Origin of the sequence: Spongiactinospora rosea (assembly GCF_003315795.1) — a bacterium.
In the GTDB taxonomy this organism is placed as follows: domain Bacteria; phylum Actinomycetota; class Actinomycetes; order Streptosporangiales; family Streptosporangiaceae; genus Spongiactinospora; species Spongiactinospora rosea.
On sequence record NZ_QMEY01000018.1, the window covers coordinates 128,938 to 150,044 of the forward strand.

Annotated in this window: 18 protein-coding genes; 11 read left to right on the forward strand and 7 right to left on the reverse strand. The window is 69.5% G+C overall.

The window, feature by feature from the left end:
• Positions 1–6: 6 nt before the first annotated feature.
• Positions 7–837 (reverse strand): AfsR/SARP family transcriptional regulator, encoded by an 831-nt coding sequence (locus tag DP939_RS31750; RefSeq protein ID WP_113984518.1) that lies wholly within the window; start codon positions 835–837, stop codon positions 7–9.
• A 242-nt stretch (positions 838–1,079) separates the two neighbouring features.
• On the opposite strand from DP939_RS31750, the gene DP939_RS31755 reads away from it, so the two are divergent.
• The 9 genes from DP939_RS31755 to DP939_RS31795 are packed head-to-tail and all read left to right on the forward strand — an operon-like array spanning position 1,080 to position 11,465.
• Positions 1,080–3,164 carry an Agd3-related carbohydrate-binding protein gene (locus DP939_RS31755; protein ID WP_113984519.1) on the forward strand — a complete coding sequence of 695 codons (2,085 nt, stop codon included), beginning with the start codon at positions 1,080–1,082 and terminating at the stop codon, positions 3,162–3,164.
• Positions 3,161–4,579 (forward strand): GT4 family glycosyltransferase PelF, encoded by a 1,419-nt coding sequence (gene pelF, locus DP939_RS31760; RefSeq protein WP_113984520.1) that lies wholly within the window; start codon positions 3,161–3,163, stop codon positions 4,577–4,579. The genes DP939_RS31755 and pelF overlap by 4 nt, the downstream gene beginning before the upstream one ends.
• On the forward strand, positions 4,576–5,976 hold the full coding sequence (locus DP939_RS31765) for a hypothetical protein (RefSeq protein ID WP_113984521.1): 1,401 nt from the start codon (positions 4,576–4,578) through the stop codon (positions 5,974–5,976). Before pelF ends, DP939_RS31765 begins: the two co-directional genes overlap by 4 nt.
• A gap of 22 nt (positions 5,977–5,998) precedes the next feature.
• Positions 5,999–6,721, forward strand: a complete 723-nt coding sequence (locus DP939_RS31770) for a sugar phosphate nucleotidyltransferase (RefSeq protein ID WP_113984522.1) — start codon at positions 5,999–6,001, stop codon at positions 6,719–6,721.
• Positions 6,718–7,605, forward strand: a complete 888-nt coding sequence (locus DP939_RS31775; RefSeq protein ID WP_113984523.1) for an NAD-dependent epimerase/dehydratase family protein — start codon at positions 6,718–6,720, stop codon at positions 7,603–7,605. Before DP939_RS31770 ends, DP939_RS31775 begins: the two co-directional genes overlap by 4 nt.
• Complete coding sequence (locus DP939_RS31780; protein WP_113984524.1) at positions 7,602–8,495, forward strand: endo alpha-1,4 polygalactosaminidase; 894 nt, start codon at positions 7,602–7,604, stop codon at positions 8,493–8,495. Before DP939_RS31775 ends, DP939_RS31780 begins: the two co-directional genes overlap by 4 nt.
• 29 nt (positions 8,496–8,524) lie before the next feature.
• Complete coding sequence (locus tag DP939_RS31785; RefSeq protein WP_199565546.1) at positions 8,525–9,832, forward strand: nucleotide sugar dehydrogenase; 1,308 nt, start codon at positions 8,525–8,527, stop codon at positions 9,830–9,832.
• Entirely contained in the window at positions 9,829–10,776 is a 948-nt protein-coding gene (locus DP939_RS31790) for an NAD-dependent epimerase/dehydratase family protein (protein WP_113984526.1), read from the forward strand. Before DP939_RS31785 ends, DP939_RS31790 begins: the two co-directional genes overlap by 4 nt.
• Entirely contained in the window at positions 10,776–11,465 is a 690-nt protein-coding gene (locus tag DP939_RS31795) for a hypothetical protein (RefSeq protein ID WP_113984572.1), read from the forward strand. The genes DP939_RS31790 and DP939_RS31795 overlap by 1 nt, the downstream gene beginning before the upstream one ends.
• A 38-nt stretch (positions 11,466–11,503) precedes the next feature.
• Here the strand turns inward: DP939_RS31795 and DP939_RS31800 are convergent, their stop codons facing one another.
• Positions 11,504–12,109: a dioxygenase family protein gene (locus tag DP939_RS31800; protein ID WP_113984527.1), complete on the reverse strand. Its 606-nt coding sequence runs from the start codon at positions 12,107–12,109 to the stop codon at positions 11,504–11,506.
• Between the two features lie 103 nt (positions 12,110–12,212).
• The gene (locus DP939_RS31805; RefSeq protein WP_113984528.1) at positions 12,213–13,415 is read right to left on the reverse strand and encodes a hypothetical protein; all 1,203 of its coding nucleotides are present in this window, start codon (positions 13,413–13,415) and stop codon (positions 12,213–12,215) included.
• Between the two features lie 245 nt (positions 13,416–13,660).
• Here DP939_RS31805 and DP939_RS31810 point away from each other — a divergent pair, with 245 nt between their 5' ends.
• Both DP939_RS31810 and DP939_RS31815 read left to right on the forward strand, forming a co-directional pair.
• On the forward strand, positions 13,661–14,251 hold the full coding sequence (locus DP939_RS31810) for a hemerythrin domain-containing protein (RefSeq protein WP_225878623.1): 591 nt from the start codon (positions 13,661–13,663) through the stop codon (positions 14,249–14,251).
• Positions 14,252–14,403: 152 nt separating this feature from the next.
• A complete protein-coding gene (locus tag DP939_RS31815; RefSeq protein ID WP_113984529.1) occupies positions 14,404–15,399 on the forward strand; it encodes a TerC/Alx family metal homeostasis membrane protein in 996 nt (331 codons plus the stop codon).
• A 290-nt stretch (positions 15,400–15,689) separates the two neighbouring features.
• Here the strand turns inward: DP939_RS31815 and DP939_RS31825 are convergent, their stop codons facing one another.
• The 4 genes from DP939_RS31825 to DP939_RS31840 are packed head-to-tail and all read right to left on the reverse strand — an operon-like array spanning position 15,690 to position 21,069.
• On the reverse strand, positions 15,690–17,006 hold the full coding sequence (locus tag DP939_RS31825) for a DUF4407 domain-containing protein (RefSeq protein ID WP_113984530.1): 1,317 nt from the start codon (positions 17,004–17,006) through the stop codon (positions 15,690–15,692).
• A 1-nt stretch (position 17,007) separates the two neighbouring features.
• Positions 17,008–18,132: a hypothetical protein gene (locus tag DP939_RS31830; protein ID WP_113984531.1), complete on the reverse strand. Its 1,125-nt coding sequence runs from the start codon at positions 18,130–18,132 to the stop codon at positions 17,008–17,010.
• Entirely contained in the window at positions 18,129–20,156 is a 2,028-nt protein-coding gene (locus tag DP939_RS31835; RefSeq protein ID WP_113984532.1) for a hypothetical protein, read from the reverse strand. The genes DP939_RS31830 and DP939_RS31835 overlap by 4 nt, the downstream gene beginning before the upstream one ends.
• Positions 20,140–21,069 carry a hypothetical protein gene (locus tag DP939_RS31840; protein ID WP_113984533.1) on the reverse strand — a complete coding sequence of 310 codons (930 nt, stop codon included), beginning with the start codon at positions 21,067–21,069 and terminating at the stop codon, positions 20,140–20,142. The genes DP939_RS31835 and DP939_RS31840 overlap by 17 nt, the downstream gene beginning before the upstream one ends.
• Positions 21,070–21,107: the final 38 nt, after the last annotated feature.

Here is a 21,107-nt window from a genome sequence, read left to right on the forward strand (position 1 = left end):
ATAAGATCAGCGGTGCCAGCGCGAGCAGTGCAGACAGTACTTCCCGTGTTCACGCCTCTCGGTGTGCGTGTGATGGCCGCGGGGGTGCCAGGTCAGGGTGAGCGATGAGTCGCTGGTCAGGATCGCCGCCTCCAGGCGCCGCAGTTCGGGTGAGGGCTCCAGGCCCAGGTCGTTGCTGAGGATGTGCCGGCCGTCCCGGTAGACCTTCAGCGCCTCGGCCTGACGGCCGCTCTGGTACAGGGCCAGCATGAGCTGGCCGCGCAGGCGTTCGCGCAGCGGGTACTCCCGCACCAGGGCGGACAGTTCGCCGATCAGGTCGTCCGGCCGGTTCAGCCGCAGGTCGGCGTCGATCCGGTCGCACAGCGCCGCCATCCGCTCCTCGTCCAGCCGGGCCGCCTGGCGCTGCAGGAACGGGATGTCCTCCAGGCCCGACAGCGCTGGACCGCGCCACTTGCCCAGCCCGGTGCGCAGCAGGTACGCGCCCTTGGTCACCTGCCCCGCCTTCAGTGCCTGGCGGCCCCGCCTGACCAGTTGCTCGAACTCCCATGCGTCCACCGACCCCGGCGGGACGTGCAGGATGTAGCCGCCCGACTCATAAGTGATCTCGACGGCGGCCTCCAGCGTGCGTCTCAGCCGGTGGAGCTGCAGCCGAAGCCGGCTCTTCGCCCGGTCGCCGTTGTCGTCCGGCCACAGCGAATCGATCAGCAGGCCGCTACGCGCGACCGTGCCGCAGTGGCAGAGCAGCAGCGCGAGCAGAATCTGCTGGTTGGCGGAGCGAATCGGTAATCGGCGGTTCGCAACCAGGACTTCCAGTACGCCTAGAATTCCGAACTGCATCGGCTTCCCCTTGCGGGACAGCGGAACCCGTCGCCCTGATCATAGAGCCGGGTCCCGCCCATGGTAACCGGGCCTTGAAATCATCGTGAAACTCAAGTGAAACGCCCGGACTTGACACTTCCTGACGAACTCACGTTTCCCGCCCCTCACTCGGTGCTCAGGGAGTTTCGATGAACGTCTTCCGGTGTGCCCGGCGACCTTACTCGCCAAGGTTTCGGCGAGTTACCGCGCTGGTCAGTGCGATGGTGCTGTTTTCCGGTCTGGTGTCCGCCGATATCGGACCGGTCTACGCGAACGAGGCCCACGCGCCCGGCGGCCACGAGCACGGCGCGCCGCCCAAGGCGCCCGTCGCGCGTCCGAAAGTGGACAGGCCGGGACCGCTCCCGGTGAAGAAGGGCACGGTCCCGCTGCGCCGCTCGGCCAAGGTCGCCACGTCCGCCCCGGCGCGTGCCGCCGCCAACGCCGGCCGGGTCGGGCTGCGCGCGCTGGTCGTCGCGCTCGACGCCACCGACTGGGGCCTGGCCACCTGGCGCAGCACGCTCGACCGGATCGGCGCGCAGTACGACGTCCTGCACGCCAAGACCCAGCCGCTGAACGCCGCCGACCTGCTCGGTGCCGACGGCGCGGGCAAGTACAACGCGATCCTGCTCACCAACTCCGGCCTGATGTACTTCGAGAACGACGCCTACCTCAGCGCGCTCACCACCGAAGAGTGGAACACCCTGTGGGCCTACGAACGCGACTACGGCGTCCGCCAGGTCTCCCTCTACACCCCCTACGGCACCTTCCCCGAGGACTACTGCCTGCGTGCGGGCAGTGAGGGAGGCGTCGGCCAGACCCCGGTCAGCGCCGCGCTGACCACCGAGGGCGCAGCCGCGTTCGACCACCTCAAGCCGGGCATCGCGCTGCCGATCTCGCTCTCCTACGTCTACCGCACCGAGATCGCCACCGGCTGCGCTGCGACCCCCATCCTGACCATCGGCGACGACGTGGTGGGCGTGCGCACCACCGCGCCGGACGGCCGCGAGCGGATGGCCCTGACGTTCACCTCCAACCAGTACCTGCCCCAGGCCGACCTGCTGACCTTCGGCCTGTTCCGCTGGGCCAGCCGCGGCCTGTACCTCGGCGAGCAGCGCCACTACCTCAACACCGACATCGACGACTGGTTCAACTACACCGACCACCTGCACTCGGACGGCACGATCGACACCACCCCGGGCTTCCGCCTGAGCCGCGCCGACGCCGCCAGCACCTACGACAAGCAGAACGCCTTCCGCCTGGCCAACCCGCTGGCCTCGGGCTTCACGCTGAACATCCCCTACAACGGCGAGGACGCCGACGTCCAGGCCCCCGCCTCGTGCGACGCCCCCGCCCCCGGCCGCGACGCCCTGACCAGCTACTCCCGCTGCCGCGCCGACGCCTTCCGCTGGGTCAACCACACCCTGACCCACCCCAAGCTGAACACCACCGACTACGCCACCAGCCGCGCCGAGATCGCCGACAACCTGACCAGGGCCACCGCCATCGGCCTGACCGTGGACCCGGCCGTGCTGAAGACCGGTGAGTACTCCGGCCTCGGCGTCTACCACCCGGACCCGAACAACGACATCGACCCGCCGACCGACCACGGCCTGGCCGCCTCCAACCCCGAACTGCTGCGCGCCGCCAAGGACGTGGGCGTCGCCTACCTGCACGGCAACATGTCCTTCCCCAGCCACGTGCCCGCGTGCTTCAACTGCGGCATCAGGCACCCGCTTGAGCCCGCGCTGACGATCGTCCCGGACTGGCCGACCAACATCGCCTACCACACCACCGCCCCCGACGAGGAGACGTACTTCTACAACTCCTACTACGGCCCGGACGGCAAGTTCCCCTACTGGCCCGAGGACCAGACCTACGAGCAGATCCTGGGTCACGAGAGCGACGTGGCCATGCAGCACGTGATGTCCGGTTCGGTCTACACGCACACCTTCCACCAGGGCAACCTGCGCGACTACGGTTCCGGCGAGAGCCTGGTCTTCGACTGGCTGCAGGCGGTGCTCGACAAGTACAACGCCTACTACAACGTGCCGCTGCTCAGCCCGGACTGGACCGCGCTGGCCCGGTACGTCGACCGCCGCACCACGCACTTCGCCGGCCTGTCCGGAGTGAGCGCCGTCTACGACGCCACCGCGGCCACGATCACGTTCACCTCGGCCGCGGACGCCTCCGTCTTCGCCACGGGCGCCGACGCCACCGGCGCGGAGACCTACGGCAGCGACAAGGTGGCCCACCTCGCGCTCACGGCCGCGACCCCGCTGACCGTCCCCGCGAGCGTACGGCCGTGAAGGTGACGTTCGTCTCGGAAGGGACGTACCCGTACGCGATGGGCGGTGTGAGCGTCTGGATGGACCAGCTCATCCGCGGCATGCCGGACTATCGCTGGGAGGTGGTGGCGATGACCGTGGACGGGGCCGAGCGTTCCGTGTGGGAGTCGCCGCCCAACCTCGACCGGGTCGTGTCCATTCCGCTGTGGAAGCCCCGCGCCCGGCGCCGGTCCCGGTCGCCGGCGCGGGACTTCGCCGCCGCCTACGGCCGGTTCCTGGAGATGGTCCTCGCGCCCGCCGTGATGGGCGAGGGCAGCGTGGAGTTCCTGGCGGTGCTCGAATCGATCTGGGAACTCACCGGTGAGGGCGGCGACCTCGTCGCCGCGCTCACCGCGAACCCGTCGCTGACGCAGGTCATGGACGCCTGGCACGGCAGCAGGACCGACGGCATCAACCTGGCCGACGCCATCAACGCCGGCCACCTGATGGGCCACATGCTGCGCCCGCTGGCCGAGCCGCCGCCGCGTACCGACCTCGTGCACGTCACGATGAACGGCCTGAGCATGCTGGTCGCGATGGCCGCCAAGTGGCGGTACGGCACGCCGGTGGTGCTGTCCGAGCACGGCGTTTACCTGCGGGAACGGTACCTCCAGTACGTCAACGAGCCCGCCTCGCACGCGGTTCGGGTGCTGCTGCTCAGCTTCTTCCGCAGGCTGGCCGGGGCCGCCTACCAGGCGGCCGACCGGATCGCGCCGCACTCGACGTACAACAAGCGCTGGCAGGTCTACAACGGCGCCGACCCCGAGCGCATCCACGTGATGTACAACGGCGTCGAACCGGACGACTTCCCGCAGGCCGAGACCGAACCGGACGAGCCGACGGTGGTCTTCATGGGCAGGATCGACCCGCTGAAGGACCTGCACACGCTGCTCCGGGCGTTCGCGCTGACCCGCGAGAAGGTGCCGGGCGCCCGGCTGCGGATCTTCGGCGGCGTGCCCGAGGGCAACGAGAGCTACCACGAGAGCTGCCTGGCTCTGATCCGCGAGTTGGGTCTGGAGGGCCACGCGGTCTTCGAGGGACGCGTGGCCGCTCCGATGGCCGCCTACCACGCGGGCCATGTCGTCGCCCTCACCAGCATCTCCGAGGGCTTCCCCTACACCGTGGTGGAGGCCATGGCCTGCGGGAGGCCGGTGGTGTGCACGAATGTGGGCGGCGTGGCCGAGGCGGTCGGCGATGCCGGGCTCATCGTGCCGCCGCGCGACCACGCCGCCGCCGCCGACGCCTTCGCCCGGCTGCTGCTCGACGCCCCCTTGCGCGAACGGCTGGGCGGGAACGCCCGCACCCGCGTGATGGAGCGGTTCACCCTGCGGCAGTCGCTCGACGACTATCGGGGCGTCTATGAGGAACTGGTGCGGCCGGCGTCGGCGCCGGCATGACGGCGGCGGACGCGGATGGCACGGCACCGCGGTCGATCGACGAGCTGATCGGGTCGGTGGGGACGTTCATGTCCAGGGCGGTGGAGGCGCAGCAGGTGGCCGCCATCCTCGAATCGCAGGGACTGAACGACAAGATCGCCCGCGAGCGGTACGGCCATCCGGACGTCTTCTCGCTGGCCGCCGCCGCGTTCTCGCGGATCGCCGAGACCCGCCAGCCGGGCCCGGCCACGGAGGAGGTGCTGCCCAGGGCCCGCCCGGCCGCCCAGATGACGCACGGGCTGCTCTACGCCCTGCCCGCGGTACTGCTCCCGGCCGCGTCCGGCCTGGTGGGGGCGCGCTGGCTGATGCCGGGGATGGTCCTGACGACCGGCCTCGGCTGGATCCTGAGCAGCACCGCGGCCCAGCTCGCGTACTCGCTGATCGGCCGCGGCATGCCCGGTTCGGCGGGCCGGGTGCTGCGGTCCGGGCTGCTGCTCGGCGTGCTCGCGGGCGTGGTCATGTCCGCCACGCTCGCCCTGTACCGGAACGGTCCGGCGGCGCTCGTGGCGCTCGGCGCGACGCAGATGGCCTTCCAGCTCTCCTCCGGCATCCTGCTGCTCTACCGGCGGGAGAAGCGGCTGGCGGTCTTCATGCTGCCCGCGGCGGCGGCGGGCGTGGTCTACATCGGCGTGGGCGAGCCGGAGGCCGCGCTGCTGGCCGTCTGCCTCGGCGTCGTCTGCGTCGCCGCGATCACGGGCGCGGCGGTACGCCTCACGCTGCGCACCACGAAGAAGGAGCCCGCGCTGCGCACGCTGCTGCGAACCGACCTGCGCGGCCTGCTGCCGTCGTTCGTCTACAGCGTGCTCAGCGCGACCTTCCTGCTCCAGGCCGAGGCCCCCTACGTGCTGGACCGGATCGACATCGCCGTGGCGGGCGCCGGGCTGGTCCTGGGGATGGGCGTGCTGGAGTACCGGGCGCACGCCTTCGAGGACGAGGCCAGGGCCCTGATCAGGCAGGTGCGCTACCCGGCCGAGTTCATCAGGCGGGCCGCGGTGGCGCTGGCCAGGGGGGTGGTGCTGTGCCTGCTGGCACTGTCCGTGCTGGCCGTGCTCCCGCTGGCCTTCCTGTACGCGACCGGCGCGCTCTCGCACGAGAGCATGGTCATGGCCGCCGCCCACGTGACCGTCGGAGGCGCGTACTTCCTGGGCTTCCTGCTCGCGAACCAAGGCAAGGTGGTGCTCCTGTGCGTGGTCCAGGGCATGGCGCTCGCCGTCCACCCCGGTGCCGGCCTGCTGCTGCCCGCGGCGCACGTCCCGCTGGCCGACGTCCGGCTCTTCCTCGGCGCGGCGGCGATGTTCCTGGTGTTCCTGCTCGTCCTCGCGGCGTCCGGCCTCAGGGACGTGCACCGGTTCTGCTGATCGATGAGAAGTGAGGTGTGTCATGCACGTCGTCATACTCGCCGGAGGCAAGGGAGTGCGCCTGCGGCCGTACACCTCCGCGCTGCCCAAGCCGCTGGTGCCGATCGGCGAGGAGTACGCCATCCTCGACATCATCCTGCGGCAGCTGCACGCGCAGGGATTCACCCACGCCACCCTCGCGGTCGGCCACCTGAGCCCACTGATCAGGGCGTTCGTGGGCGACGGGTCGCGCTGGGACCTCGCGGTGGACTTCACCGAGGAGGTCACCCCGCTGTCCACCATCGGCCCGCTGTTCCCGATCCGGCAGCGGCTGCCCGAGCACTTCCTGGTCATGAACGGGGACGTGCTCACCACGCTCAATTACGCCGACCTGCTGCACAAGCACATGGCCGCCGACCTGCCGCTGACCGTGGCGACCTCGCCTCGGGTCGTGAAGATCGACTTCGGCGTGCTGGAGAACAAGGGCGGGCGCATCGTCGGGTTCAGGGAGAAGCCGCTGCTCAGCTACCTGGTCAGCATGGGCGTGTACGCCCTGTCCCGCGAGACGATCGCGCGCTACCCGGATGGCATCTCCTTCGGCTTCGACGACCTGGTGCTCGACCTGCTGGACCGGGCCGAGTACCCGGGGGTGTACGAGTTCGACGGCTACTGGCTGGACATCGGGCGGCCCGACGACTACGACGAGGCCAACGCCCACTTCGAGGAGTTCAGGCCACTGCTGCTGCCCTCGGAGGCGGTGCGATGACCACCGTGCTGCTGTTCGGCGCGACCGGGTTCCTCGGCCGCGAGGTACGGTCCAGGCTGGCGGCCGACACCAGGCGGCCGCGCGTGGTGTGCCCCGGCCGCAACACCCTGGACCTGCTGCGGGCCTCGCCCGGCGAGGCCGCCGGGCTGCTCCTGGAGGTCCGCCCGGCGGCCGTGATCAACTGCGTGGGCCGGATGGGCGGCGGCTACGACGTACTGCTGCGCGGCAACGCGGGCGTGTCGGCGCTGCTGATCGAGGCCATGACGACGGCGGAGTCCTCCGCCCGGTACGTCCGTCTCGGCTCGGCCGCGGAGTACGGCCCCGGCATCCCCGGGACCTCCACCACTGAGGACACCCCGCCCCGCCCGGCGAGCGCCTACGGCGTCAGCCACCTGGCCGGTACGCTGCTGGTCCGCCAGGCGGCCCAGGAGGGCAGGGTGGACGGCCTGACGCTGCGGATCTTCAACCCGATCGGCCCCGGCACGTCGGCGGAGAACGTGCTCGGCCGGGCCCGCGAACTGGTCGGGCAGGCCCTCGCCGCCCGCTCCCCGCACATCGAGCTGGGCCCGCTCGGCGCGTTCCGCGACTTCGTGGACGTCCGCGACGTCGCCGACGCCGTGGTGCGCGCCGCTTTCGTACCGGAACTGCCCGACCTGCCGGAACGGGTGCTCAACGTGGGCAGCGGCCGGTCCGTCGTGGTCCGCGAGCCGGTGCGCCTGCTGGCCGAGGCCATGGGCTACGACGGCGAGCTGCGCGAACGCGGAACGGCGTCGGCGAGGTCGCCTGCCGTGGACTGGAGCAGGGCCGACGTCACCAGGACCGGCCGGGTCCTGGGCTGGCGGCCCCGGCACACGCTGGCCGAGTCGGTCAAGGCGATGACATGAAAAGCCTGCTGGTGGCGGGGCTGCTGGCCGTGTCATCGACTGGGCTGCTCGGCTGCCCGGCGGCGGCCCCGCCCGCCCCCGTGAACGGCCTGCGCGGGATCACGTCGTTCACGTACGTCCTGGACGGCTACCCCAAGGGCCGCCTGGACGCCGTGGCCCGCGCGCCGCACCCGCTCGCGATCATCGACCTGTCCCGCGACGGCACCACCCCGGGCTACTTCACCGCCGCCGAGATCGCGCGGGTCAAGAAGACCGGCAAGCGCGTGCTGGCGTACATGGAGATCGGCTCGATCGAGGGGTTCAGGTCCGAGTACGCCGATGACCTCACGCTCAACACCTGGAAGGACTGGCCGGACGAGCGCTTCGTCCGCTACTGGAAGCCCGCCTGGTGGACGCGTGTGATCAAGCCCCGGCTCGACCAGGCCCTCCGCGCCGGGTTCGACGGGGTGTACCTGGACACCCCGCTGGCGTACGAGGAGATCGACCTGTCGCTCGTCCCGGGGGAGACCCGGCACAGCCTGGGCCGCAAGATGACCGGCCTGATCGTCAAGATCAGCCGGTACGTCAAGCGGGCCAGGCCCGGCTTCTCCGTCGTCCCGCAGAACTCGCCGGAGCTGCGCCACCACCCCGGCTACACCGCCGCCATCGACGGCATCGGCATGGAGGAGCTGTTCTACCTGGCCACCGACCGGCCCTGCACGGCGAGCTGGTGCCGGGAGAACCTCGCCGAGACCCTGGCGCTGCGCCGCCAGGGCAAGGTCGTCCTGGCCACCGACTACGCCATCCGGCCCGCGAACGTCCGGGCCGCCTGCGCCCGCCAGCGCCGGCACGGCTTCGCGGGCAACGTCACCGTGGTCGCCCTCGACCGCGTCAGTCCCCCCTGCGCATGAGACGAGACGAGCGGAGAAAGGAGCACGAGATGCCGAAGACAGTCGGCGTTGTCGGCCTGGGCTACGTGGGGCTGACGCTGACCGCGGCCCTGGCCGGCAAGGACTACCGCGTTCACGGCATGGACGCCGACCCGGACGTCGTGGCGGCGCTGGCCGCCGGTCGGGTCCACCTCTACGAACCGGGCGTCGCCGAGGCGTTCCAGCACCACCTCGGTGAGCGGATCACCGTCGCCCACGACCTGCCCGACGAGCCGCTGGACGCCGTCGTCCTCGCCGTCTCCACACCCGTGGACCTGTCCACGGGCCGCCCCGACCTGCGCAATCTCGCCGCCGCCGCCGAGAACGTGGCCGCCAGGTGCGGCCCGGAGACGCTGGTCGTCGTCCGCAGCACGGTACCGGTCGGGACCAGCCGCGAGGTCGTGCTGGACGTACTGGCCGCGCGCTGGGGCCGGGTGCGGCTGGTCATGGCCCCCGAACGCACGATCCAGGGGCAGGCCCTGCGCGAGCTGGTCGCGCTGCCCCAGGTGATCGGCGGCCTGGACGAGGAGAGCCTGCGGGCGGGCATCGACCTGTTCCAGGGACTCGCCGAGCGGATCGTGCCCGTCTCCAGCCTTGAGGCCGCCGAACTGGTCAAACTCTCCAACAACTGCCACACCGACCTGATCTACGCGTTCGGCAACGAGGTGGCGCTGATCGCCGAGCAGCACGGACTGGACCCGCTGGAGGTCATCAAGGCCGCCAACGTCGGCTATCCGCGCCCCGACCTGTCCAAACCGGGGTTCGTCGGCGGCGGCTGCCTGTCCAAGGACCCGTACCTGATGATGGCCAGCACCCGGCCGGAACGGCGGCCGTACCTGGTCGGCAGGGCCCGCGCGCTCAACGAACGCCTGCCGGGGCACGTCGCCGAGCGGCTGGTCAAGCTGATCGGCCAGACGTTCGGGACCACGGCCGGGATCACCCTGTCGGTGCTCGGCTGGGCCTACAAGGGCTGGCCCGCCACCGACGACATGCGCGGCACGCCCATCGCCGACATGATGCCGGTCTTCACCGCCGCGGGCATGCGGGTGCTCGGCCACGACCCGCTGGTCACCGACGAGGTCATCCGCCGCCACGGCGGCGAGCCGGTCAGCCTGGACAAGGCGTTCGCCGCGGCCGACGCCATGATCGTCATCAACGACCACCCCGACTACCGGGACCTCGCCGTCGATCTGCGGCTGGCCACCTCCGAGCTGCGGGTGATCTTCGACGCCTGGCGGGTGCTCGACGAGACGTCCGTGACCAGGTACGGCGTCCGGTACGCGAGCATCGGGTACGTCGCCGGGGAGGCCGCCTTATGAAGGTCCTCGTGCTGGGCGGCGCCGGTTTCATCGGCCTGCACCTGACCCGCAGGCTGGTGGAGGGCGGGCACGACGTCACCGTCGTGGACGACTTCTCCCGCGGCGCCAGGGACACCGCGCTGGCCGAACTCGCCGGGCGGATCGACCTGCGCTCGGCCGACCTCACCGACCCCGCGGCCTACGCCGCCATCGAACGCGGCTGGGACCAGATCCACATGCTGGCCGCGGTGGTCGGGGTGCGCAACGTCGTGTCCGAGCCGACCCGCGTCATCAGGGTCAACACCCTGGCCCTGCTCAACCTGCTGGAGTGGATCGGCGCAGGTGAACGGCTGTTCTTCGCCTCCACCAGCGAGGTGTACGCGGGGGGCGTGAGCGCGGGCGTCGTCCCGGTGCCCACGCCGGAGACCGTGCCGCTGATGATCGAGGACGTGGCGGCGGCGCGGTTCACGTACGCGATGAGCAAGATGCTCGGCGAGGCGGCGGTCCTGCACGCCGCGCGGGCCAAGGGCTTCCCGGCCGTGGTGGGCCGGTTCCACAACGTCTACGGGCCGCGCATGGGGGCCGACCACGTCATCCCCGAACTGTCCCTGCGCGCCACCCGCGGCGAGGACCCCTTCCTGCTGTACGGGGCCGACCAGAGCCGGGCCTTCTGCTACGTGGACGACGCGGTGGAGGCGGTACTGCGGCTCATGGACGCTCCCGGGGCCGCCGGGCAGATCGTCCACATCGGCAACGACGCCGAGACCAACATCGGCGACCTGGCCAAACTGGTGCTCCAGATCGCCGGGCACACCCCCGCGATCCGGCACGTACCGGCCCCGCCGGGCTCGGTCGCGCGCCGCTGCCCCGACCTGTCCCGGCTGCGCGCGCTCACCGGCCACGAGCCGCGCGTCTCCCTGGAGGAAGGCGTACGCCGGACCTTCGCCTGGTACCGGGAGGCGTGATGCTGCCCATCGCGTTCTACTACGGGGCGGGGGAGCTGGACCGGCTCTCCCGCTTCGGCAAGGTCGTCCTCCAGGCCGACTTCTACACCGAGGGGGAACTGAGCGTGCTCAAGGCGCGCGGGGTCCAGACGCTGGGGTACCTGTCCCTGTCGGAGGACGTCGGACCGCCCGCCCCCTGGCAGCGGCCGGAGCGCAACCCCGACTGGGGCGGCGCGTTCGTCCACGTCGGAGATCCGCGGTGGATAGCGCACGTGGTGGCCCAGGCGCGGCGGGCGATGGCGCGGGGGTTCGGCGGGCTGTTCCTGGACACGCTCAACCTGGAACAGACCTATCCCGAGGACCTGCCGCACCTGCTGACCCTGATCGCGGCCGTCAAGGAGGAGGCCGGGCCCGACTACCTGCTGGCCAACCGGGGGTTCGGGCTGCTGCCCGAGTTGGCGGACCTGGTGGACGGGATCTTGTTCGAGTCCTTCTCGGCCCGCTGGGTGAACACCGACGGGTACGCGCGCTGGCCGGACGACGTGCTCGAAGTACACGCCTCGGTGGCCGAACGGCTGCTGGGGCTGGACGTGGACCTGTACGCGCTCGACTACGCCGACAGTGACGAACTGGCCGACTTCGCGCGGCGGCGGGCGGGGGAGTACGGCATGTTGTGCTTCGTCAGCGACCGGGTGCTGTCGCGGATCTGACGCGGGCGCCGCCCCGGCGGGGGCGGCGCCTGTGGCCGTCAGGAAAAGTTCAGTACGAAGTCGAACGTGGCCTGGCGTGGGGTCTGGTTCGGAGGAACCGCCATCAGCAGGCGGGGGTCGTACTGCCAGTCCAAGATGTTCTGCGGCTCGTTGGGGAAAAAGAGCTGGGTCGTCAGTATCGGCCGGCCGCGGGCCTGGACCTTGACGTGGATGTGGCGGGTGCGGCCGTAGTACTGCAGGCCAGGGAAGATCGTGGTCAGCCGGTACTGCCCCTGCGCGTTGGTGAACTGATGCCCGCGGAAGTTGTCCCCGACGTTGTCGTAGTTGCCGGAGGCGTCGGCGTGCCAGAAGTCCAGCAGGGCGTTGGCGATCGGCCGGCACGACAGGTTGTAGACACAGCCACTGACGATGAGCGGCGCGCCGCGTCCGGTAAAGGTGTCGCGCAGCGGGGAGGTGGGCCTGTATTCGGGGCCCTCGGGCGACAGCGGGGTGCGCGCGGGGGGCGGCTCGCAGTCCGGCGTGGGCTCTGTGTCGGCGGCGAGCGCGGGAAACTGCTGAAGAAGCACGGGAATCGGCGCGGCCAGGATCGCCGCCCTCAGCAGCGTCTTCCGGGAAACGACCCGGCCGGTGTACTCGGCGTCCACGGCGACCTCCTCTTTCCGGGGCGGCTTGCTACCCCAGAAGCTGACACCGCGCTTTGCCGCCGAGTACCCCACATAAATCCATAACCGGCGGGATATGGCTGTTTCAGCGGTTCATTCGCAGGCTGAGCGCCGGGTGCGGCCCGTTGGTCTCCAGCCGGTACTCCTGCCCGGACTTGTGCGCGTTGTCCTCGATCACCCGCTCGCTGGGCGCGCGCTCCCCGCCCATGATCTGCTCCTGCATCCTCTCGAACCGCTCGTGCGCCTCCTGCACGTACCCGGTGCCGAGCGTGGTGTAGTCGATCTGCGTGGCGATCAGCTCGCGAATGTAGTCCTTGTTCGGCTCGAAGGTGACCGGCTTGGGAAGCTCGGAGGCGAGGACCTGTTCCGGGTCGCGGCCGTCGTGCCGCTTGAACAGCTCGGCCGCCAGGCGCAGGTGTTCCAGTTCCATGTTCAGGTGCAGTTCCCAGATCGCCCGCACCCTCGGGTCCGATTCGGTCTCCATGAACGAGTGGTAGAGGTAGCACTCGTTGTACTCGTGGTTCAGCAGCATCTCCCACCAGGTCTCGCCCGGGTCCACCAGCGATTCGTAGTGGGTGACGTGCTCTTCCTCGATCAGCCCGATCTCCTGGTAGAGCTGGCGGGCGATCGGTTCCATGTAGAGCGGGCCGACGTTCATGTAGAAGTTCATGGTCTGCTGCTCGGCGGCCATGATGGTCAGCGCGTGCAGTTTGGAGACCGGCGCGGCGACCGACCTGTCGTACGGCTCGCGGATGTTGTCCACGGGGTCGCGGTGGTGCAGGTACGTCGGGCGGCCGGGCATGACCTCGGTCAGCGCGTCCACGATCTTCTCCGCCTTGCGGTGCTCGATCATCTCGTACAGGTTCGCGTACCGGTACAGGTGGTCGAAGTCCTCCAGCACACCGAACTCGTAGGCCCGCGTGAGGTATTCGTCCGGTTCCATCCGGGCCACCCAGGCGGTCAGGTCCACCGCCACCTGCTCGTACGCGAGCGTGGTCTCCAGTACCGAGGCCAGGCCGGGCAGCAGCCAGTTGACCGCCTTCTGCTGCTGGGCCTCGATGTAGCGGACCCGGGCCAGGTGCCGTTTGAGGTCGATGTCGGGGCAGTGCCTGGCCAGTTGGTGGCTGAACAGGACGGCCTCCACCTCGATGCCGTTCATGGCGATGATCCGGCAGCGGGTGTAGGGGTCGGAATGGTCGGGGTCGATGGGGGCCACGTCGAGTTCCCGCCAGTTGCGGACCTGCCGGTCCAGCGGGATTCCGCGCTCGCGCAATGGATTGAAGGACATCCGTGCCTCGCTCTCTCGGCTCTCGGGCCCGCGACGGCGGCAGGAGCCCCATGGCGCGGCGTACCCGGGGGCGGGCAGCGGAATCTTGCGCTCATCTCCGCATTCGGTATGTGAGCCGGGCATCGTCCAGATGTTTCCCCTTCAGTGGCGAAAGTGACGTACCGGGCGCGCGTGCCCGATCGTCCGCCGGGTAGGGCCCAGCGGTGTTCGCGCACCACCGGGCATCAGCGGAGGAGAGAAAAGACATGGCCGAGCGGCAGACGGTTCCCGAGCGGATGGACGAGGCGGACGTCATCGATCTTCTGCTGGCCCAGCACGCGCTGATCCGGGACCTGTTCGACGAGGTCGAGCAGGCGCCCGTGGAACGGCGGGCGGAGGCGTTCGGGCGGCTGGTCCGGCTGCTGGCCGTGCACGAGACGGCCGAAGAGGAGGTCGTGCACCCCTACGCCCGGCGCAAGCTGGACGGCGGGAGCGCCGTGGTGGACGACCGGCTGGCCGAGGAGAACGAGGCCAAGCAACTCCTGCAGCACATGGATCAGGCGGGGGCCGACGATCCCGATTTCATGGCGAACCTGCTGCGGCTCCGCACCGCCGTCGAGGCCCACGCGCGCAGCGAGGAGCGGTACGAGTTCCCCAAGCTGCGCGCCCACACCAGCGACGCCGAACGGCGGGGCATGGCCGCTGCTGTCAAGGCGGCGGAGGCCATGGCCCCCACGCACCCGCATCCGGGCACCGAGTCGGCGGCCAGGAACGTGCTGATGGGCACCCCTGTCGCCATCATGGACCGGGCCCGCGACGCGATCCGCCGGGCCAAGGGCGAACCGACGACGGGATGACCCGGGGGCTCGGTTAGGCTGGCGGCGAGGGGAGTACTTCCCAAGGACCGGCCCGGTCAGTACGGACGTGACGTTGACGTCCTCGGGCGGACGCCCGCGCGGGCCGTGGGTGAAGGAGACCTCGGACGGCCGAACGCGTTCGAGGAGGCTCCATGCCCGCTGTGGCGATTGTCCAGCCCGCCGACCTGACCACGATCGGGTCACCGGCACTGTGGGCGGTGACGCTGGCGGGGCTGGCCCTGCTGCTGGGCGCGGACTTCCTGCTGACCCGCCGCCCGCACGAAGTGCGCATGCGCGAGGCCGTGACCTGGTCGGCGTTCTACCTCGCGCTGCCGCTGGCCTTCGGGGTGTACCTCTGGCAGGCCTTCGGGACCGGCGTCGCGGTGGAGTTCTACACCGGGTTCGTGGTGGAGAAGTCCCTGTCGATCGACAACCTGTTCGTGTTCATGCTGCTGCTGTCGGCCTTCGCCGTCCCGCGCATCTACGCGCAACGGGTGCTGCTGTACGGCATCATCGGCGCGCTCGTGCTCCGGGCGATCTTCATCGCGCTGGGCGCGGCCGTACTGCGCAGCGGTACGTGGGCGTTCCTGCTGTTCGGCGCGATCCTGATCGTCACGGCCGGCAAGGTGCTGAAGGACGCCATGTCCGGGCACGGGGAGCAGGTCGACGTCTCCCGGATGCGCTCGGTACGCCTGCTGCGCCGGTTCATGCCGGTCACCGACGACTATCGCGGCTCGCGCCTGACGGTCCGCGAGAACGGCCGCCGCGCGCTGACCCCGCTGGCGCTCGCCATGGTGGCGGTGTTCGCCACCGACATCGTCTTCGCCGTCGATTCCGTCCCGGCCGTGTACGGCATCACCGAAGATCCGTTCCTGGTCTTCGCCACCAACGCCTTCGCCCTGCTCGGCCTGCGCGCGCTCTACTTCGTCATGCAGAGCGTGCTGGCCAGGCTGCGGCATCTGAACCACGGCCTGGCCATCATCCTGGCGTTCATCGGCGTCAAGCTGGTGCTGCACTGGGCGCACGGCGTCTGGCCGTGGCTCCCGGAGATCCCCACGCTGGTCTCCCTCGGCGTGATCATCACGGTACTGGTCACCGTCACGATCACCAGCATGCTCGCCGCCGACCGCGCAGGCCCCGGCCGCTAACGCAACCACACGGGAAGCGCCCGAAAAGCTGCCGAAGGGCGGCCCCCATACCGACCAAAGCCTCGCCGCCGTCACCGAGATCCACGACGACCTCCGCCACCGCGCCCACACCAACGCCGCCTACGTCAACTTCCCCGACCCCGCCCTACGCCGCTGGTGGGACGCCTACCACGGCCCCAACCGAAATCGAACACCACTACGACCCGACCCGGCCGCCTGGCGGCGTGTTCCGATGGCCGGGCACCTGACCAGATCGCTCCATGATGCCGCTACCGGCGGCGTCCCTATCGTCACGTCGGCGTCGAGCTCATGAAAGTACGGGCCAGGCGGTCGATTTCGTCGTCCCTGGATGCCTCGTCCGCGCGCTGATTTCGGTCGATGCGGCCGCGTTCGGCTTTCAGCCGGCGCTCTTCCTCGCGCAGTTTGACCTCGTACTCGCCGGTCTTCTGGCGGGTGGTGAAGTTCAGCTCGGCTTCGTGGCAGGCCGCGCCCGCACGCAGTTCCTGGTGGAGGAGGCGGTCGTACTCGGTCTTGCCGTTCAGCACCTTGGAGATGATCGGCATGCAGTCGAGCAGGACGAAGATGATACGCAACAGCCAATGGGCGAAGTTGACCATGCCACTCTGGCTCGCGACGGTGCCCAATGCCTCCCATCGGTCGAGCAGGCCGATGTCGGTGTAGGCTCGCTTCTTCTCCTCGGCGTGCTCGGTGATCTTCCTGCTGAGTGCCGCCGCGCGTTCCTTTTCGGCGTTGGCGCGATCGGCCGCGAGGGAGCCGAGTTCCGTCTTCAGTTTCGCCACCTCCGCCTGCTGCGCGGGGATGTCATGCTTGGCGAGGAAGGTGTTGAGCTCGTTGTTCCGGGCCTTGCACTCGGGTCCGTCGCCGGGGACGCCCGTCGTACGGTTCGGGACCTTGACGCCATAGCATTCGCGGTCGCGGCGACTCGTCAGCCTCGCGTGCTCAGCTATGTCCGCCGCGAGTCGGTCTTCCGCCGCCTGGAGAGTGCTCTGCCTCTGCGTCATGTTGCCTTCGACGGCGAGTGCCTGGTCGCCGCCATCGAGAAGGTAGCCGGTACAGTCGACACCCGAAGGAGCCGGCCCCTTGAGCGGGTTGCACTGCTTGTACCGGCTCTCCGTCAAGCTGATCGCCTGGTCGCGTTCCAGCATGATCTGCCGGTCGAGCCGCTCCTGAAAGAGCTTCAGGGTCAGCGGCTCGGCGATGAGGACGCCGATGACGACGGCGAGGGCGAGCCGGATCAGTACGTTGCCCCAGCGGGACCAGCCGTCCTTGTCGCCGTGCAGGCTGTAGATCAGGAATCGGTCGAGATTGGCGATGATCAGACCCCACAGCACAGCCACCGGCACCAGCAAGAGCGGGGGCACCTGCGAGAGCAGTGTCAGCGCGGACAGTACGGAGGAGCCCGCGATGAGCGCGGTACTCACCACGATTCCGCCGAGGCTGCTGTAACGAGAACGTTCCTGGGGAACACTGGCGAGGATCTTCTCGTCGACCCCGGCGAACCAGCGGAGGACCATCCCGGGAGTGAGCCGGCCCCGGTGCCGGGGGCGGCGTCCATGCTGCTCGGTCGCCGTGGATCTGTGGAGCATGTCAACCACGGACGTCCTCCTCCATGAAGAAGTCGTCGTCGGCGTCGCCCGCCGTCACCTCGGGCCGGGGCTCATAAGCGGGTCCTTCGAGTTCCTTCACGTGCTCTTCCGGCTCGACTTCATCAAAGGTGGCGAGCAGTTCCTTGCCGGCCGTCTCGTTGAACAGGCCCTGGTCGATGGCCGCCCGGACGACGTCGGCCCTGGCGCGAGCCTGAACGACCTGCAACTCGTACTCGCTCTGGATCTTGCGCTGGGCGGCGCTGTGTTCGCGGTCGGCCAGGGCGGCGTATCGGTCGGCGATCTGCTGGCCGTTGAGACCGGGAACGGTGACGTACAGACTGTCGGCGGCACCGGGACCGCTGCTCAGGAAGTCCTTGTACTCGGCGGCTCCGGTGATGTGCTGATCCCGGTCGAGGGCCGCCTCCTGCCGGGCGAAGTCATTGGCGCTGTGGCCCTTGACCTGCAGGTAATCCTGCTCATCGAGTTCGAAGTCGCGGTCGAGCTTGCGTCTGGCGTCGCGAAGGCCGTGTTCGCCCTGGATGTTGTGCAGGCTGGTCTCGTAGTGCCGCCGCCCCTGGGCGATCTCGTCGGGGGCGTGTACGTCGAGGCCGGCGAACCCGGCCGTCATACCGGGCAGCGCGCACGGCACCAGGGTCGCGTACGCCTTCACCTGGGCATGCACCACCGTCCACAAGTCGTGGACCTCGTCCAGCCCGTGACTTCGGCCGAGTTCGAAGAGCTTGTGGTAAGCCCGGATGTAGGTGACCAGGTGCTCGGTGACGTCGGTCAGGCCGGCGCGCACCACCTCGATCGGCTCCTCGACCGTGCAGCGGAACTGTACGGCGATCGTGAAGTCGTGGGCGCCGGAGGAGTTGATCGGTACGTTGATCGTGGTCGAGTGGTCCTTGGACATGTCCACGACGCTGACGCTCTCCCCGTACAGCACGTGCGGCTCGTCGCCGCGCAGCCGCCGATCGCCCAGCACGAACGTGCCGTCGTACCCGAAGACGAGCCGCTGGTGCGGGAGCTGGCGGGGCAGGCTGGAGATCAGGCGCCGGGGTTTGCTCAGGAACCCCTGCTTGGTGACGGGCTCTAGCGGAATCTGGCTGATCACCGGGTAGCTCATGGACGCTTTCCAATGGTGTCGAGGGACAGGACAGCGGGGCTCAAGAAGATCCGGAGCAGTGACAGGAGAAGTTCCAGCCGGTTCTGGTCGGTGTTTCGGGCGATGGCGTAACGCCGCAGGTCATGGGCCAGCAGCGGACGTTCCTTCGCGGGGAGCGCCTCGACGAGCCCTGCGAGCAGGGCGCGGACAAGGTCGCGGTCACCGGTATCGCGCCCGTCGAAGGCGCAGACGGCGTCGTACAGGGCGGCCAGAGCTTCCTTTCGGTGAGGGCGCTTGACCAGGACCGCCGACCACAGTTCGGCGAGGAGGGTGGCCGATTCGGGGCAGTTGCGCAGGTGAACGGTGACCGTGGGGATCCCGGTACCGTCCGCGTGAGCCGACAGCACGCTCAAGATCGCCCGAATCAGCGGGTCGATCGCACGGCCGACCCGCCGGTCGTTGCCGATCTTGCGCGCGAACAGGTCGAGCAACGGGAGTGCGTTGCCGGCGGCCTCCGTCAGCGTCGCGAACAGGCGGGCCAGTGCGATCTCCGCGTGCCGGACGGGCTTCTCGCTGTCCCTGACCTGCAACCAGAGCATCCGGGCCGCCTCCGATGGGAACCGGATCCCCAGCTCACCGGACCAGGCGAGGGCGGCGGTGAACTTGGGTCGGGCGGCGGAGGCCAGCGTCCACGAGGTGACCGTACGCAGAACCTCCGGACGGGTCGTCTCGTCCAGGCACAGCCATGAGATGGCCATCGCGGCGGTGGCCTGACTGCGCATGACGCCCCTGCCGCGGGCCCATGGAGTGAGAAAAGTGCCTTCCACGTGCGAGTAGCCCGCGACGGAGGCCAGAACCGCCACACCCCTGGCGATCTCCGCCTGCACGCTCGGATCGCGTAGTGCGGCGCACTCATTGAGCCATTCGGTGACCGGATCCCACAGCCGCATGCCGTGTCGCTGGTACAGCTCCCGCATCACGTGTGTTCGGTGACTCGGGACCTTGAACTCCAGCCTGCGTTGCGGCGACAGGCTGAAAAGCGAGCCTTCCTTCACCCGGAGCAGGCGGCGGCTCGGCATCGGATCATCCGCCGAGATGACATCCGGTTCCCCGCCGATACCGGCGATGGACTCCAGCCGGGCGAGCAGCGACTCGAAGCCGTTCTCGGGGAGGCCGGCGGTGAAGGCCATGGCGGCCATCTCGAACAGCTCACCGCGAGTACGCTCGCCATCGAACCAGGTGACCACGTCGCGCCGCCCGGCGGCCTCCAGCCAGCCGAGCGCCTTGTCCAACGGAACCCCTGAGGCCAGCTCGCGCGCCAGCCTCACCACGTCGGCCATGGCATGGTCGGTGGTGATCTGGGCGGCCGCCTCGTCGGCGACCTCAGGCGCCACCCGGTGAGCCCGCAGGACTTCGCAGGCCGGGGGCGGTAGCCAGGAAACCTGGTCTCCTTCTGGCAGTGAGGTGGCCGTCCCCGTGATCACCAGGTAAGCCTCGGCATCGCGGACGCGGCGCCTGATCTCGCGTACGTGAAAGTCGGCGATGCTCCCGTCAACGTCGTCCTTGGGCCAGTCGCACAACAGATAGCCGTGGGCCTTCCGGTATTCGCGGGCGGCCAGCCTTTCCAGTGTGTGCACCGGGCTGAGCTCCACCACGTCGCGCCGCGCGCCGACGAAGTCATGAAGCAGATTGAGCGCCGCCGTCCGGCGGCCCGTGCCGGTCTTCCCGATCAAGGCCACGATGTTGCCGTTCCCCAAGCGTTCGGCGGCGGCCTCGTAGCCGGCGTGGCGCGCGAAGCAGGCGCGAGCCTCCTCCATCTCGTACTGGGATACGGGGCCGGACGTGCGGCGAGACTTGGGGCGGGAACCCGAGATGCCGAAAGAGGCTCCTCCGATGTCGCCGTGGATGTGGTTGATGACGGTCTGGACCTGGGAGACCTGCGCGAAGATCTCGTCCGTCGCCTCGGCCTGGTCGGTCAGATCGACCGGCGTGGCCTCCTCGCCGATCAGTACCCCTTCGCCCGGTGAGTCAGTTTCGGATGCCAAAGTTGATCTCCTCCCCGGAAATGGGGGCGCTGATCAGGTTGACGGTCATCTGGTCGGCGTTGAACTGCTGCGCGAACTGCTTCACGGCGGCGTCGACACGCACCAGCTCTTCCAGGGACCGCAGCAGGTCGTCGCGCGACTCCGGGGCGGCTGGTCGCCCCTGCTCGGACCGGAACTCCTTGATCTTCGCGAACAGCTTTCGGGCACCACCGAGGCCGGTCTCGGTGCCGTAGGCGCCCAGACGTTCGAGGGCGCCACCGGCGATCAGCGCCCACAGGGTGTCGGCGACCTCAGGCAGATTGTCCATGTCGAGAGTTCCTTTCTGACCCAGGTCTTCTGAGGGGATCCACATCCAGGCGACTTCGGTGCGTTCCTTGGTCGGCACTTCCAGCCGGGTGAAGGACTCTGGCCGGTAAGAGGTGTGGAGCTGCCGGACGACTTCCTCGTAGAGCCGATCGGTGAGGACCAGCACCAGGTCGGCGCGCGGGTTCATCTTCAGGGCGGTACGGGCGGCCTCCGCGTCGCGCAGCCGGCAGGTGGTCACGACGACCTGGCCGACGAAGCCCATCGCGCCACGTTTCACGACCCCGTGGCCGATGGCGATGCGTATCCGCAGGCGGGCGTCGTCCCGGCGTTCGCGGTTGTGGTCGTGGAGCGCCTTGCGCACGCGGTGCACCAGGTCGTCGATGACCCGGAGCTCGGGCTCCCCCTGCGGGAGGACGATGACCTCGCCGTCGCCGGCTTCCTGGCGGGCCCAGGTCTCGCGGCGCAGGCCCGCCTCTCGTGCGCCGCGGTCCATGACCTGGGCAAGACCCGACTGGATCGAGTCGTGCCGCAGGTCGTCGCCGCGGCCGTATCCTTCCGCATCGACCGCCACGACCAGGCGGCGGCTGAAATCAGAATCAAGCATCATGTCACCTTGTGGTTGGGATAACGATCGATCAGCGTGGT